The 15,320-nt window shown below is 68.5% G+C and carries 15 protein-coding genes; 11 read left to right on the top strand and 4 right to left on the bottom strand.

The window, feature by feature from the left end; all coding sequences use genetic code 11:
- Window positions 1-8 precede the first annotated feature (8 nt).
- Window positions 9-1,553: a PucR family transcriptional regulator gene (locus DZG09_RS11920; protein WP_119697923.1), complete on the bottom strand. Its 1,545-nt coding sequence runs from the start codon at window positions 1,551-1,553 to the stop codon at window positions 9-11.
- A gap of 123 nt (window positions 1,554-1,676) precedes the next feature.
- Window positions 1,677-2,990: an aminotransferase class I/II-fold pyridoxal phosphate-dependent enzyme gene (locus tag DZG09_RS11915; protein WP_119697922.1), complete on the bottom strand. Its 1,314-nt coding sequence runs from the start codon at window positions 2,988-2,990 to the stop codon at window positions 1,677-1,679.
- Between the two features lie 99 nt (window positions 2,991-3,089).
- Between DZG09_RS11915 and pdxS the strand changes: the two genes are divergently transcribed.
- A complete protein-coding gene (pdxS, locus tag DZG09_RS11910) occupies window positions 3,090-3,980 on the top strand; it encodes a pyridoxal 5'-phosphate synthase lyase subunit PdxS (protein ID WP_119697921.1) in 891 nt (296 codons plus the stop codon).
- Window positions 3,974-4,558 carry a pyridoxal 5'-phosphate synthase glutaminase subunit PdxT gene (gene pdxT / locus DZG09_RS11905; RefSeq protein WP_119697920.1) on the top strand — a complete coding sequence of 195 codons (585 nt, stop codon included), beginning with the start codon at window positions 3,974-3,976 and terminating at the stop codon, window positions 4,556-4,558. Before pdxS ends, pdxT begins: the two co-directional genes overlap by 7 nt.
- Before the next feature lie 4 nt (window positions 4,559-4,562).
- On the opposite strand, the gene DZG09_RS11900 is transcribed toward pdxT, so the two are convergent.
- Window positions 4,563-5,513 carry a DMT family transporter gene (locus DZG09_RS11900; protein WP_119697919.1) on the bottom strand — a complete coding sequence of 317 codons (951 nt, stop codon included), beginning with the start codon at window positions 5,511-5,513 and terminating at the stop codon, window positions 4,563-4,565.
- On the opposite strand from DZG09_RS11900, the gene DZG09_RS11895 reads away from it, so the two are divergent.
- Entirely contained in the window at window positions 5,512-6,909 is a 1,398-nt protein-coding gene (locus DZG09_RS11895) for an aminotransferase-like domain-containing protein (protein ID WP_119697918.1), read from the top strand. The two genes, DZG09_RS11900 and DZG09_RS11895, sit on opposite strands and share 2 nt — an antisense overlap.
- Before the next feature lie 23 nt (window positions 6,910-6,932).
- Here DZG09_RS11895 and pdxY read toward each other — a convergent pair whose 3' ends face one another.
- Window positions 6,933-7,784 carry a pyridoxal kinase PdxY gene (gene pdxY / locus DZG09_RS11890; protein WP_119697917.1) on the bottom strand — a complete coding sequence of 284 codons (852 nt, stop codon included), beginning with the start codon at window positions 7,782-7,784 and terminating at the stop codon, window positions 6,933-6,935.
- A gap of 25 nt (window positions 7,785-7,809) precedes the next feature.
- On the opposite strand from pdxY, the gene DZG09_RS11885 reads away from it, so the two are divergent.
- From DZG09_RS11885 to secF, 8 genes are all read left to right on the top strand, one after another.
- Window positions 7,810-8,700, top strand: a complete 891-nt coding sequence (locus tag DZG09_RS11885) for a L,D-transpeptidase (RefSeq protein WP_119697916.1) — start codon at window positions 7,810-7,812, stop codon at window positions 8,698-8,700.
- A gap of 112 nt (window positions 8,701-8,812) precedes the next feature.
- Window positions 8,813-9,580, top strand: a complete 768-nt coding sequence (locus tag DZG09_RS11880) for a YebC/PmpR family DNA-binding transcriptional regulator (protein ID WP_119697915.1) — start codon at window positions 8,813-8,815, stop codon at window positions 9,578-9,580.
- A gap of 141 nt (window positions 9,581-9,721) precedes the next feature.
- Window positions 9,722-10,312: a crossover junction endodeoxyribonuclease RuvC gene (ruvC, locus tag DZG09_RS11875; protein WP_240423982.1), complete on the top strand. Its 591-nt coding sequence runs from the start codon at window positions 9,722-9,724 to the stop codon at window positions 10,310-10,312.
- A 57-nt stretch (window positions 10,313-10,369) separates the two neighbouring features.
- Window positions 10,370-10,996, top strand: coding sequence for a Holliday junction branch migration protein RuvA (gene ruvA, locus DZG09_RS11870; protein WP_119697914.1), 627 nt, complete (start codon window positions 10,370-10,372; stop codon window positions 10,994-10,996).
- A gap of 38 nt (window positions 10,997-11,034) precedes the next feature.
- Entirely contained in the window at window positions 11,035-12,063 is a 1,029-nt protein-coding gene (gene ruvB / locus DZG09_RS11865) for a Holliday junction branch migration DNA helicase RuvB (protein WP_119697913.1), read from the top strand.
- A 98-nt stretch (window positions 12,064-12,161) separates the two neighbouring features.
- On the top strand, window positions 12,162-12,566 hold the full coding sequence (locus DZG09_RS11860; protein WP_162893298.1) for a preprotein translocase subunit YajC: 405 nt from the start codon (window positions 12,162-12,164) through the stop codon (window positions 12,564-12,566).
- Window positions 12,567-12,605: 39 nt separating this feature from the next.
- Window positions 12,606-14,315, top strand: coding sequence for a protein translocase subunit SecD (gene secD / locus DZG09_RS11855; protein ID WP_119697911.1), 1,710 nt, complete (start codon window positions 12,606-12,608; stop codon window positions 14,313-14,315).
- On the top strand, window positions 14,315-15,307 hold the full coding sequence (gene secF / locus DZG09_RS11850; protein ID WP_119697910.1) for a protein translocase subunit SecF: 993 nt from the start codon (window positions 14,315-14,317) through the stop codon (window positions 15,305-15,307). Before secD ends, secF begins: the two co-directional genes overlap by 1 nt.
- Window positions 15,308-15,320 lie beyond the last annotated feature (13 nt).

Raw genomic sequence — 15,320 nt, 5'->3', positions numbered from 1 at the left:
CGGGCGTGTCAGGCGTCGTCGAGACAGGCGAGCGCCAGGAAGAGATCGACTCGGTCGCTCAGCCTCGCCACGTCGCGCCCGGTGAGCTCCCTGATCCGTGCCATCCGGTAGCGCAGCGTGTTCGGATGCAGATGCAGCGCTCTGGCGGTCTCCTGCCAAGCGCCGTCGCCGTCGAGGAAGGCGCGGAGCGTGGCGATGAGATCGGCATCGTTGCGCCGGTCGTACTCGAGGATCGGGGCGAGGACTTCGTCGGCGAAACCGCGCCTGGTCCCGTCGCCGAGCAGGTGCAGCAGCGCGCGGAAGCCCCCGACGTGCACTGCGGTGGCGACGACCACGGGTTCACCGCCGCCGGTCGGCGCGGAATCGAGGCGGGTGGAGGCGGTCTGCAGGCTCGAGGCGAGCCTGCTGACCCCGCTGATCGCATCGCCCACACCCAGGAAGAGACGGCGATCGCCGAGGAGCGCGTCGGCCTCCGCGTCGCGCAGATCTGTCAGACCAGGGACCCACTCCTCTGCGCCGTCGCCGTTGACGAGCAGCAGTGCGGTGCCCCCGAAGTCCGTGGAGAGGACCGTGAGCCCGGCGGCCGCCGCGGAACGTTCGAGGAGCGCGGCGACCGTATCCACAGGGAACCCGCGATCATCGGTCCGAGCAGCGATCGTGACGGTCTCGGCCTGCGGATCGAGACCTTCCAAACGCAGACGTGCCGAGATGATGCCCGGCGACGCCTCGTGCGATGCGATCTGGCTGAAGAGCTCGCCCGTCTGAGCGCTGCGCGCCCTGCGCCAACGGAGCGCGAGTTCCATCTCCACCCTGACAGCGCCGAGGAGGGCACCCAGTTCGAGAGCTGGCTCGCCGTCGAGACCTGGTGGCGGATGCCCGACGAAGCAGAGCACACCGACCGGCGGATCGTCGCCGATGCGCAGTCCCGCGGAGGCGTTGTGACCGTGCGTCGCCGCTTGCTCGTTCCCGCTGACGACCACGTCGTTCCAGAGTTTCCCTGACACCTCAGCGGAAGGCGCGCGTCCGGCGACCACGGTGCCCCGGTCGTCCGCAATCCAGCACGCGGCTCGGAGCGCCTCGCTGCCGAGCGCGAGCAGGGCATCGAGGCCGTCTCCATGTGCGAGCACGGCGGAGAGTCTTCGGCGGAACTCTGCGCTGCGTGAGGCCGCACCGGCGAGCGATTCGGGCTGCGCGTCGGCGATGGCTGAGGCGACATCGCGAAACGACACGCCGGGGGCGATCGTGAGGAGGGAGACGCGGTGCTGCCTGCACAGCTCGACGACTTCGGCGGGCACCACGCCGATCTCGATGGTGCCGAGCACGACCGCCGAGGCTCCGCTCGACGCCAGTGCTCCGACGAATCGCGCAGCACCATCGGGCACACTCAGCCAGAGACCGCTGGTCAGAACGACGTCGCCGCCGGACAGGAAGCGACCGGGGTCGGGGAGATCTGTGATGTAGCCGCTGCGCACCGGTGCGGACAGTGCCCCTGGCGCAGCGACGATGACCGAGAGGCCGAGCTCGGCACGGTCCAACAGTTCACGGAGGTCCATCAGCGCCCGCTTTCCGCGCAGCGCGGTCGGTCCGCCACTCTCTGGCGGCGAAGCGGAGGGGCGAGCGGCACCTTTCCACCCTACGCGCGTGCTGACACGACTCCGAGCGCGGCAGAGCGCGGTTCACGGGAGGTGCGCGGTCGCGATGTCGGCCGCGAGAGCTCGCTGATCGGCGTCGCTGAGAGCGTGGGCGGTGACGCGGATGTGATGCGAGGCGACGTGGTCTGATGTGCCTGCGACTCGGAACTCGTTCTCGGTGCGCACCAGCCAACCGCGCAGCTCGAGGTGCTCGGAGACCGCAGGGGCCGGAGCGGCCACCGGCACCCACACGTTGAGCCCGTCGCCGGGAGAGCAGTCGATGCCGTGGACCGCCAGGGTTCGGCAGAACGCCGCATTGCGGGAGGCGTAGTGCTCGCCTGCCGCAGCGATCTGCGTGCGCACGTCGTCGTCGGTGAGCAGCGCCAGGGACAGGCGCTGCAGCAGGTGGCTGACCCACGCCGTGCCTGGACGCAGGCGCATTCCGAGTCGCTTCGCGGTGTGCGGGTCGCTGGCGACGAGCGCGAGGCTCATATCCGGCCCGAGGAACTTCGACACGCTGCGCACCAGGGCGAAGCGGCGGTGCGTCATCGGCACGATCGAGCGGAACGGTCGCGCCGACAGCAGTGAGAAGTGGTCGTCCTCGACGACGAGGGCATACGGATGCCGTGCGAGCACCTCCCGCAGCTCCGCGGCTCGCTCTGGCGAGACTGAGGCGCCTGTCGGGTTCTGCGCCCGCGGTGTGCAGATCACCGCTCGCGCACCCTGTTCGAGCGCGCGGCGAAGGCCATCCGGTGTCATGCCCTGATCGTCGATGGGAACACCGATGGCCGTGAAGCCGCCGACGCGGATCGTGTGGATGCCGGTGAGGAAGCCGGGGTCCTCGATCGCCACGGCATCGCCGCGGGAGAGCGAGCCGGCCAGCAGCCGCTCCAGCGCGTCGGCCGCGCCGCTGGTGACGCTGACCCGGATCTCGGACGGAGCGAGGTCGTCGGCCATCGTCTCCAGCGACCACGCCTCGAGGTCGGGGTCGACGACGGGTGCGCCGTACAGCACGGGCCGGCCGACGACCGCTCGGAGCGCACCGGAGAGATCCGGAATGAGAGTCGGATCCGGATTGCCGTTGCCCACGTCCCGCAGCGCGGTGTCGGAGTATCCCTCGCGCGCGACCTCCTCCGGAGCGGCGACACGGGTACCGCCTCGGCCCGCGGCGATCACCAGACCGGCCTCTGCCAGCCGACGGTATGCCGCGGTGGCGGTGTTGCGATTGACGCCGAGTCGGTCGGCGAGGGTACGGACAGGTGGAAGCACCTCGCCGGGGGAGAGGCGTCCGCGTTCGATCAGCGAGCGCACGCTGCCGGCGATCTCGACCGCGGTCGTGCCCTCGATCGAATCGGCCATCCACTCTCCCGTGTCGCTGTGTGACGAATGGTGCGAGCCTACCGTTCGCAGCAGGTACGCTTTGGCCTAGGACAAAACATCCGTTCGAGAGGGAGCACCATGACCCAGGCAGAAACCGGCACCTCACGCGTCAAGCGAGGCCTTGCCGACATGCTCGTCGGCGGCGTCATCATGGACGTCGTCACCGCAGACCAGGCGAAGATCGCCGAAGACGCGGGAGCGGTGGCCGTGATGGCCCTCGAGCGCGTGCCCGCCGACATCCGATCCCAGGGCGGCGTGGCCAGGATGAGTGATCCGGACCTGATCGACGGCATCATCGACGCGGTGTCGATCCCGGTGATGGCGAAGGCGCGCATCGGGCACTTCGTCGAGGCGCAGGTGCTGCAGGAGCTCGGCGTCGACTACGTCGACGAGTCGGAGGTGCTCTCGCCCGCGGACTACGTCAACCACATCGACAAGTGGCCGTTCACGGTGCCTTTCGTCTGCGGAGCGACGAACCTCGGCGAAGCGCTGCGTCGCATCACCGAGGGAGCGGCGATGATCCGCTCCAAGGGTGAGGCCGGCACCGGCGACGTCTCGGAGGCGACGCGGCACATCCGGCAGATCACTGGTGAGATCCGGGCGCTGGCATCGAAGAGCGACGACGAGCTGTACGTTGCGGCCAAGGAGCTGCAGGCGCCGTACGAGCTGGTCTCGGAGATCGCCCGCACCGGCAAGCTGCCCGTGGTGCTGTTCACGGCAGGCGGCGTGGCAACCCCTGCCGACGCCGCCATGATGATGCAGCTCGGCGCAGACGGAGTCTTCGTGGGCTCCGGCATCTTCCGCTCCGGCGACCCCGCGGCCAGGGCGAAGGCGATCGTGAAGGCGACCACGCTGTACGACGACCCGGCTGCCGTCGCCGAGGTCTCGCGGGGGTTGGGCGAGGCCATGGTCGGCATCAACGTCGCAGACATCCCCGCCCCGCATCGTCTGGCCGATCGGGGGTGGTGACGCCCCGCATCGGAGTGCTCGCGCTGCAGGGGAACGTGCGCGAGCACGTCGCGGTGCTCGAGGAGTTGGGGGCGCGCACAGCGCTCGTGCGCAGGCCGGATGATCTGCACGGGATCGACGGTCTCGTACTGCCGGGCGGGGAATCGTCGGCGATCGACAAGCTGGCGCGGGCCTTCGACGTGCGCGCACCTATCGTCGAACGCATCCGCGGCGGCCTGCCGGTGTTCGGAACATGCGCGGGCATGATCCTGCTCGCCGACCGGCTGATGGACGGCATCTCGGGCCAGCAGACCTTCGGCGGTCTCGACATCGCCGTCAGGCGCAACGCCTTCGGCAGACAGAACGAATCGTTCGAGACCGAGCTCGACGTACCGGCGCTCGGCACGGAGCCCGTGCATGCGGTCTTCATCAGAGCACCTGTGGTCGAGGAGGTCGGGCCGGATGTCGCGGTGCTCGCCGACGTCGACGGCAGAGTCGTCGCGGTCGAGAGCGGGCAGGCGATGGCCACGTCGTTCCACCCGGAGGAGACGGGGGAGACCCGCTTCCACCGCCGGTTCCTCGACCGCGTCGGCGTCTGACCGATCAGCGTCGCGCCGGCGCCGGCGGTGCATGCCCACCGGAACGCGTCCGCACCGCGATCAGGGCGCACGCGACGACGGCTGCGCCACCGAGGAGCGTTGCCGGTGTGATGCGTTCGTGCAGGAGCAGTGCGGCCCAGCAGATGCTCATCACCGGCTGCGCGAGCTGCACCTGGCTGACCTGCGAGATGGGTCCGATTGCGAGCCCCCGATACCAGGCGAAGAAGCCGAGGAACATACTCACTGCGCACAGATAGGCGAAACACGCCCACTGCACTGGGGTGGCGCTCGGAGGCTGATCCACAACGGCGACGCCTGTGGCGGCTGCCATGACGGGGGAGGCGACCACGAGCGCCCAGGAGATCGTCTGCCAGGAGCCGAGCGTCCGTGAGAGCACCCCGCCCTCCGCGTAGGCGACGGCACAGACCGCGACGGCGGCGAACAGCAGCGCGTCGGAGCCGTGCAGCCGACCGAGTCCGCCGCCCTGGAGAGCGGCGAACGTCACAGCGGCCGCTGCCCCCGCGACAGCGGCGCCCCAGAACGCAGGTCGCGGTCGCTCGCGGGTGCGCAGCACGGCCACGACCGCGGTGGCCGCAGGCAGCAGCGCGATGACGACCGCGCCGTGAGCAGCGGATGTCTGGGTGAGTGCGAATGAGGTCAGCAGCGGGAAACCAGCGACCGCTCCCGCTGCGACGATGGCGACGCTCAACCATTCCCGGCCGCGCGGCAAGCGCTGTCGGGTGAGGAGCAGCGCTGCTCCAGCCAGAACCGCCGCGACGACGGCACGCCCCGCGCCGACGAACAGCGGCGACATCCGATCGGCCTCGACGGCGATGCGGGTGAGCGGCACGGTGAACGAGAAGGCGCTGACCCCCAGCAGGCCCCAGCCGAGACCGCGCCGATTGTCGAGTATCGGGTTGCGTAGGTGAAGAGTAGCGCTATCGTTACGTGTCATGAAACACGATAGCAGTGATCGCATCGTCGACGACCTGCGCGGATGGATCGCCTCCGCCGCGTCAGGTGCGAGACTGCCGTCGACACGAGACCTGGCCAGGCGGCATGCCGCGAGCCCTGTGACCGTGCAGCGGGCGCTGCGTTCCCTGGTGACGCTGGGACTGATCGAGACTCGCCCTGGCGCGGGAGCGTTCGTCCGGTCGGTGCGGCGCGCGCACATCCAGGACTTCGACTGGCAGACCGCGGCGCTCGGCTCACCGGAGCACGGGCTTCCGTCTGTGCTGGCGGCGCAGCGCTCCTCTTCGGCTGATGTCATCGAGCTGAACTCAGGGTACCCGGACAGCGAACTGCTGCCGGCACGGCTGGTCGGATCCGCGCTCATCCGCGCAGCGCGCGGCGAGGCCGCCACGGTCCGCCAGTCGCCGGCGGGCATGCCGGAGCTCCGATCCTGGTTCGCCGCTGAACTGGGCCGGTCGGTGCCGACGGCGCTGGCGGCCCCGGCGGCGAAGGACGTGATCATCACGCCGGGCAGTCAGATCGCGCTCGGGTCGCTGTTCCGCAGCATCGCGGGGCGGGGCGGCGTCCTGCTCATCGAATCGCCGACGTACTGGGGCGCGATCCTGGCGGCCTCGCAGGCAGGCGTGACGCTGCGTCCCGTGGCGTCGGGGCCGGAAGGGCCCGATCCGGATGCGCTCGACCGCGCCTTCGCGGAGACCGGCGCACGCGGCTTCTACGCCCAACCGACGTTCGCGAACCCGACGGGCGCGCAGTGGACACCGTCGCGGGCGACCGAGGTGCTCGATGTCGTCCGCGCTCGGGGGGCATTCATGATCGAGGACGACTGGGCGCACGACTTCGGGATCACATCCGAGCCGTCGCCCGTCGCCGCGCAGGACGACGCAGGGCACGTCGTGTACGTGCGGTCGCTGACCAAGAGCGTCTCGCCCGCCATCAGGGTCGCCGCCGTGATCGCCCGCGGCCCCCTGCGCGAGCGGCTGCTCGCCGATCTGCAGGCGCAGACCATGTACGTCAGCGGTGTGCTCCAGGCCGCCGCCCTGGACGTGGTGACGCAGCCGGCGTGGCGCACGCACCTGCGAGGACTGCGCGATCAGCTGGCGTCGCGGCGCGACCTGCTCGTCGATGCCGTGCGTGCGCATCTGCCGGGTGCGAGCATCGACGTCGTACCTCCCGGCGGCCTGCACCTGTGGGTCAGGCTCGACGACGGCACCGATCTGCCGGATCTGGTGCGCCGGTGCGAGGCGCGCGGAGTGGTCATCGCCAGCGGCGACGATTGGTTCCCGGCTGAGCCGACGGCGCGATACCTCCGGCTCGGCTTCGCCGGCCGCGACGTCGGCTCGTATGACACGGCGGCACGGATCATCGGCGAGTCCCTCTGACGGCCGCGTCGACCGAGCGCGGATCAGCGCAGGCGACGGACCTCGAACTCCAGACGGGGATCTGCGTAGTGGTGCTGCGCCTCGACGAGACGCAGTTCCTTGGAACCGGCAGCGTGGGTCTCCTCGAGCACGCCGAACACGCTCGACGCGGTGCGCGCAAGCGCCTCGGAAGCCGAACCGGTCAGCACATAGTGCGAGGTGAACAGCGCCGCCGTCACGTCGCCGGATCCGTTCGCCTTCATCGGCAGGTGCGGGGTCGTCACGATCCACGCGCCCTCGTCGTCGATCGCCATCATCTCGATCGTTCCCTCGTCGCGATCCGGGCGCTCGACGCTCGTGACGAGCACTGTGCGCGGGCCCATCGCCCGTGCCGCATCGGCAGACGCCAGAGTCGAGTCGATGGTGTCGGGCGCGGTGCCGGTGAGGTAGCCGAGCTCGAACTGATTCGGCGTGATGATGTCGGCCACCGGCACGACCTTCTCGCGCAGCAGATCCGGAATCGCCGGGGCGACGAAGCATCCGGACTTCGCGTTGCCCATCACCGGATCGCAGGCGTACACCGCCTTCGGATTGACGGCCTTCACACGGGCGACGGCGTCGATGATGACGTCTGCGATGCCCTCGGAGCCCTGGTACCCGCTGAGCACGGCATCGAGATCGCCGAATGCGCCGCGCTCCTCGACACCCGTGATCACATCCGAGACGTCCTGAGGGTCCATCACGGGGCCGCGCCACGCACCGTAGCCGGTGTGATTGGAGAAGTTCACGGTGTGGACCGGCAGCACCTCCACGCCGATGCGCTGCATCGGGAAGACAGCTGCGGAATTGCCGGCATGGCCGTAGGCGACGGCGGACTGAATCGACAGAACCTTCATCCCTCGATCATGCCACTATTGACCTATGTCGAAGCGCGCTGTCGGGATCGCGGGGATCGTCGTGGCGACTCTGGTCGTGGTCGCGATGATTCCGCTTGCCGTCATCTGGGTGCGTGGGATCACCGCGCAGCCGTCAGCAGACCCCGCGCCGACCCCGACTGCCACCGTTGACCCGAGCCCGACGCCGTCGGGGCCCGCCGAGAACAGCTCCAGCTACAGCGCCGACGACTACCCGGTCGTCGACGTGTTCATGGTCAATGGCGCACTTCCTGTCGATGACGCGCCGGACGAGCCCGCGATCGGTGTCACCGCCACTCCGGACGAGGTGGATGGGGCCGCAGTGTTCGCCGACCCCGCGGAGGACCCTGTCGCCTGGCTGCCGCAGAAGCAGCGCTACGGCGGCACCGTGGTTCCCGTCATCGAGCAGCACGACCACTGGGTGAAGGTGCTGCTGGTCGGACGCCAGGCCCGCGCGGGTGACGGCGATGCGGGTCAGCTGACCGGATGGCTGCGCGCCGACGACGTGCAGCTGGAAGGGCTCGACAGCAGTGTGGAAGTCGATCTCGGCGCGGGCACCGTCGACATCGTCACGGGCGCCGGCGATGACGCCCGGCGCGAGACGATCGCCACCGACTTCGCGTGGGGCACGGATGCGACGCCGACGCCGAAGGGGCGCTCGTTCGTGATGATGACCGAGGTGACCAGCTTCGCGTACGCAAGGGGGCACCCGATCGTGTACCTGTCGGTGCAGTCATCGACGCTCGCCGGTTTCGGCGGACAGGACGTGGCGATCACGGCGTTCCACTACCACGATGTGCGCAGCGGAGCGATCTCGAACGGCTGCATCCGTGTCGATGCCGACGCGATCACGAAGCTCGCGGCGCTGCCGGAGGGCACGCCGATCTACGTGTCCTGATCCGTACAGAAGGCGTCGAATGGGCGGATGACGCCACCTGCGTAAGATGGTGCGAGGCCCGAACGCGTGCGTCTACGGCGTGCGCTGCGGCCGTCAACGTACGAGGAGGCATATGTCCGGACACTCCAAGTGGGCGACCACGAAGCACAAGAAGGCGGCGATCGACGCCAAGCGTGCCAAGTCGTTCGCCAAGCTGATCAAGAACATCGAGGTCGCAGCCCGCGCAGGCGGCGCCGACCTCGCAGGCAACCCGACGCTGTACGACGCTGTGCAGAAGGCGAAGAAGACGTCGGTGCCGAACGACAACATCGACCGCGCCCTCAAGCGCGGGGCAGGCATCGGCGGCGAGGCCGTCGAGTACATGACGATCATGTACGAGGCCTACGCCGCTGGCGGTGTCGCGATGCTGATCGAGTGTCTGACGGACAACAAGAACCGCGCGGCGAGCGAGGTGCGCACGATCGTGAGCCGCAACGGCGGCAACATGGCTGACCCCGGCAGCGTCTCCTTCAACTTCGAGCGCAAGGGCGTCATCGTCGCCAGCGCCAGCGGCACCTCCGAGGACGACGTCATGATGGCGGCCCTCGAGGCGGGGGCCGAAGAGGTCGAGGCGCACCCGAAGGGCTTCGAGATCATCTCGGAGGCGACCGACATGGTGGCCGTGCGCACGGCCCTCGTCGACGCGGGAATCGACTACGAGTCGGCTGATGCCGAGTTCGTTGCGAACGTCAAGGTACCGGCCGACGCCGACACAGCGCGCAAGGTGTTCAAGCTGATCGACGCGCTCGAGGACAGCGACGACGTGCAGAACATCTACACGAACATCGACATCTCGGAAGAGGTGCAGGCCGAACTGGCCTCGGACGACGAAGAGGACTGATCCTCGCGACCTCTGCGCCCCGTGGTCCTGTCGGGCCACGGGGCGTTCGTGTGCCGTATCGCTGATCCGGGACACGGATTCTGCGAAGGCTCAGCCGAATGCCTGCGGGGGAGCGGGGGCGGTTCGGCGTAGCCTGGGGGTGTGGATGCGCTGCGGGTGATCGGGATCGATCCTGGGCTGACCAGGTGCGGGGTCGGCGTGGTCGATGTCGATCCGGATCGTACGGCACGGCTCGTGCACGTGGGGGTCGTGCGGTCGCCCCTCGACGCGCCCGTGGCCGAGCGTCTGCGCGCGATCGGGGCCGGTATCCGGAGCGCTCTTGATGAGTTCGACCCCGCCGTGCTCGCTGTGGAGCGGGTGTTCGCGCAGCACAATCTGCAGACCGTGATGGGTACGGCGCAGGCGTCCGGCATCGCGCTGATGCTCGCTGCCGAGCACGGGATTCCCGCGGCTATGCACACGCCGAGCGAGGTGAAGGCTGCGATCACCGGGTACGGCGGCGCCGACAAGCTGCAGGTGCAGAACATGGTCGCGCGCGTGCTGCGCCTCGACGCGCCGCCCAAACCCGCCGACGCCGCCGACGCCGTGGCCATCGCGCTGTGCCACGCGTGGCGCGGCGGTTCAGGCGCGGGCACCGGAATGGGCGCCGCCGCAGCGGGGGCGGCCACGCCGGCGCAGCGCGCATGGGCCGAGGCGGAGAAGCGCGCCGGGCGAGCGCCCGCACGGCGTTGACGGTCGCAGCGCGGTGCGCCTGGGCCCGATGTCCCCGGCGCTGAATAGGGTGTAAGGATGATCTCCCTTCTGCGCGGACCGGTGCTGCACGCCGATGCCGACTCGGTCGTCATCGACGTCTCCGGCGTCGGCTTCTCCGTCCTCGTGCCGCCGGATGTCGCGCGCACGGCGCGCGAAGGCGAAGAGCTCGCACTGCACACGAATCTGGTCGTGCGGGAGGACTCGCTCACGCTGTTCGGCTTCGCCGACCGCACCGAGCTGGAGGTTTTCGGCATCCTGATCGGAATCTCCGGGGTCGGCCCGAAATCGGCACTCGGCGTGCTGTCGACGCTGACGATCGACCGGATCGCCGAGGCCGTTCAGGCCGAGGACGACAGACCATTCCGCAAGGTGAGCGGGGTCGGCCCGAAGACGGCGAAGATGATCGCGCTGCAGCTGCAGGGCAAGCTCGACGGAATCGCCCTTGCCCCTGCGACAGCGGCTCCGCCCGCGACGACGGACACCGCCGTGGCCGACCAGGTCGTCCGAGCGCTGGCAGGTCTCGGTTGGCAGGAGCGCATCGCCGCAGACGCCGTCGCGCAGGTCGCCGGCAGCGCGAGTGAGGCCGACCGCGCCTCCGTGCAGGGGCTGCTGCGGCTCGCCCTGGCGGCTCTCGGTCCGGCGAAGGGGACGACGAATGGCTGAAGGCGCGGCGACGCATTGCCGTCTTCCGGAGGGGGCCTATGTCTGACAACGTGACGAGTCCGCAGCCGAACGACGACTCGGAACTGGCTATCGAGGGTGCGCTGCGCCCCGCCAGCCTCGACGAGTTCGTCGGACAGCAGAAGGTGCGGGCACAGCTCCAGCTCCTGCTCGAGGCCGCGCGCATCCAGGACAGGGCGGCCGACCACATTCTGCTGGCCGGCCCTCCTGGCCTCGGCAAGACGACCCTCGCGATGATCGTCGCGCACGAGGCCGGCGCGCCGCTGCGGATGTCCTCTGGTCCGGCGATCCAGCACGCGGGCGACCTCGCGGCGCTGCTGTCGAGCCTGCAGCCCGGCGAAGTGCTGTTCATCGACGAGATCCACCGGATGGCGCGCTCCGCCGAGGAGATGCTGTACCTGGCGATGGAGGACTACCGCATCGACATCATGGTGGGCAAAGGAGCGGGTGCCACCAGCATTCCGCTCGAACTGGCGCCGTTCACGCTCGTGGGCGCGACCACTCGATCGGGGCTGCTGCCCAATCCGCTGCGTGATCGCTTCGGATTCACCGCGCACCTGGAGTACTACGAGCCGGAGGAGCTCGAGCGCGTGATCGGTCGCTCCGCCGACATGCTCGATGTCGATCTGGGCGCTGCCGAACGCTCCGAGATCGCGCAGCGTTCGCGCGGCACTCCTCGTATCGCCAACCGGCTGCTGCGCCGCGTGCGAGACTTCGCGCTCGTGCACCACGGTGGCAGCGCTCCGGCCATCGAAGACGTGAGAGCCGCCCTCGAGCTGTACGACGTCGACGCGATCGGCCTCGATCGCCTCGACCGTGCAGTGCTCGACGCGCTGGTACGACGCTTCAAGGGCGGCCCCGTCGGATTGGGCACGCTGGCTGTGGCCGTCGGCGAAGAAGCAGATACGGTGGAGAGTGTCGTCGAACCGTACCTGGTGCGTATCGGCTTCATGGGACGAACCCCCAGAGGGCGGGTCGCGACGCCTGAGGCGTACGATCACATGGGTGCCGTTCGCGCCCAGGAGGCCCTTAAATTTGATGAACTATAATTTCGGCAGATTTCACGCCGTACCCGCGGTGCATTCTCGTACCGGTGCCGATGACGGCACGACACACCTCTGAAAGGCTCTGTTTTCCTATGGACCCGATGTCCCTCATGCTCTTCGTCGTCCTCGGCGTGCTTCTGGTCTTCATGATCTTCAACAGCCGTCGCCAGGCGAAGAAGCGACAGGAAGCGGAGGCCGAGCGCCAGGTGAAGATGGTGCCGGGTGTTCGCGTGATGTCGCGCGCCGGCCTGTACGGCACGATCGTCGAGTTCGACGCGGAAGATCTGACCAAGCCGGCGCGCATCGAGATCGCCGAAGGCGTGGTCGTCGACCTGCATGCGCACTCGATCGAGCTCGCTCCCGAGGAGAGCCCCGACGACGAAGCTTCCGATGACGACGAGGGCGCAGACAGCGACCTCGAAGTGGAGTCCGCGGACGGTACGTATACGCTGAACGGTGAGGGCGTCGAGAAGCTGCCAGGCTCCGAAGACGAAGACAAGAAGTAACCTCTCCCCACCTCCTCCCTGACCAGCGAAGGCCTCTACGTGGCACCGACTACTCCCGTGCGCCGAGCGTGGCGCGCCCTGATCGGACTTCTCGTCCTCACCGCAGTTCTCGCCGGCGCCAATGCTTTCGGCGTGTTGGGGTTCAAAGAATCATCCTGGGTGCCGGAACTGGCACTCGACCTCCAGGGCGGCACCCAGATCATCCTCGAAGCGCAGACCGAAGGCGCTGACCCCTCGTCTGAGCAGCTGCAGCAGGCTGTCGAGATCATCCGTCAGCGCGTCGATGCCTCTGGCGTCTCCGAGTCGTCGGTCACGACGCAGGGCGGCCGCAACGTCGTCGTCGAGATGCCCGGTGAGATCGATGACGAGACGCGCGAACGCATCGAGTCGAGCGCCCAGCTCGAGCTGCGCGAGGTGATCGCAGGCCCAGGCAGCGGCACATCGTTCGTCGGCGAAGACGGCGAGGAGACGCCGTACCCCACGCCGGACGACAGCATGGCGAAGACGCCGACCGCCGAACCGACCGCGCCGAATGACCCGAATCAGGTCTCGGAGCACCTCGCGGCACGCTTCAACGCGTTCGACTGCGCCGACCCCGACGTGAACCCGGCGGATGCGCCGGCGGATGAGCCTATCGTCGCGTGCGACCCGACGGGTCAGGCGAAGTACATTCTCGGTCCCGTCGACATCACCGGTGACGCGCTCACGGACGCCACCAGCGGCACGAGCCCGCAGAACGGCCGCTGGGAGGTCTACCTCCGCTTCGACGACGAGGGCACGAAGACCTTCGGCGACATCAGCAAGCGTCTGTACGCGCAGCAGGGCCAGGGTGCGCAGAACATGTTCGCGTTCGTGCTCGACGGCTCTGTCATCTCGGCACCGACGATGAATGCCGTCATCACGGACGGCCGTCCCAGCATCTCGGGCGCGTTCGACGAGGACAGCGCCAAGGCGCTCGCCGACCAGCTGAAGTTCGGCGCACTGCCGCTGAGCTTCGAGGTCGTCTCGAGCGACACCATCTCGGCGACGCTCGGTGAGCAGCAGCTGGAGATCGGAGTGATCGCGGGCCTCATCGGCCTCGCGCTCGTCGCCCTCTACGCACTGGCGCAGTACCGCGTCCTGGGCACGGTGATCATCGCCTCTCTGATGGTGATGGGCGTGCTGACGTACATCCTGCTCTGTCTGCTCTCGTGGCGACTCGGATACCGGTTGTCACTTGCGGGCGTCGCGGGACTGATCGTGACGATCGGATTCACCGCCGACTCGTTCATCGTGTACTTCGAACGCATCCGAGACGAGCTCCGCGACGGAAAATCGGTCACGGGCGCCGTCGAGGACGGCTGGAACCGTGCCAAGCGCACCATCTTCATCTCGAAATCGATCAACGTGCTCGCCGCGGTCGTGCTGTACATCCTGGCGGATGCGACGGTGAAGGGCTTCGCGTTCACGCTCGGCATCACGACCGCCCTCGACATCCTGATCTTCGTGATCTTCACCCATCCGGTCATGCAGCTGCTGTCTCGCACGAGCTTCTTCGGCGGTGGTCACCGGCTCTCCGGCCTCGATCCGACCGCTCTCGGTGCGGTCTACCGGGGCAGGGCGCAGTTCCGAAAGCCCGTCGCGTCCACCGTCAGCGCGAAGAAGTCGCGCGGCGAGGCCGAACGGCGTCAGACCATCGCTGAGCGAAAGCTCGCGGAAGCGGAGCCCGCCGTGCGAGGCGGTTCGACGAACAAGGGAGGCGACGCCTGATGCGCTCGATGAATCAGCTGGGTAACGACCTCTACACCGGGAAGTCCGCGGTCCCGTTCGTCGGAAAGCGCCGCGTCTGGTTCATCATCGCCCTCGCACTGGTCGCGGTGTCGGCGGCGATGCCGTTTCTGCGCGGTGTGGAGTGGTCGATCGAGTTCACCGGCGGTTCGCAGTTCACGATCTCGAACCCGTCGACGACCGATCAGCTGATCGGATCGGACACTGTCTCCGACACGATCCCCGGCGCCATCGCGACGGTCACGACCGTCGGCGGCAGCGACATCCGTGTGCAGACTTCGGAACTCGACAATGCGCAGACGCAGGATGTCACCAAGGCCCTCGCTGACGCATACGGCGTCGAGACGAGCGCGGTGACGTCATCGTTCATCGGACCGTCCTGGGGCGAAGAGGTCACCAAGCAGTCGCTGTGGGGCCTGGCGATCTTCCTCGCACTGACGTTCATCATCCTGATGGTCTACTTCCGCACGTGGAAGATGTCGGTCGCCGCGATCATCGGTCTGGTCGACGTGCTCGTCATCACGATCGGCGTGTACTCGCTCTCCGGCTTCGAGATCTCGCCCGCGGCGGTGATCGGATTCCTCACGATCCTCGCGTATTCGCTGTACGACACCACGGTCGTGTTCGACAAGATCCGCGAGAACACGCACGAGGACGGCGAGAACTCCGAGCGCACGTTCGGCGAATCGGTCAACCTCGGCGTCAACCAGACGCTGGTGCGCTCGATCAACACCTCGGTCGTCGCCGCTCTTCCCGTCGCCGCGATCCTGTTCATCGGCGCTCTCTGGCTCGGCGCCGACACCCTCAGTGACATCTCGCTGGCGATCTTCGTCGGCATCCTGGTTGCGACGTACTCGACGCTGTTCGTCGCGGCTCCGCTGTACTCGCTGATGCGGGAGCGCGAGTCCGCGATCCGGCAGCGCGACGCACGCACGCTGGAGGCCCGTTCGCGCGACACCCGCGTCGCGAACTGAGGCGGTGCGATGA

The organism is Microbacterium halotolerans (assembly GCF_003569805.1).
Taxonomy (GTDB): Bacteria; Actinomycetota; Actinomycetes; order Actinomycetales; family Microbacteriaceae; genus Microbacterium; species Microbacterium halotolerans.
Note: the sequence above shows the minus strand (reverse complement) of the source record. Positions and strands in the feature narration are given on the sequence as shown.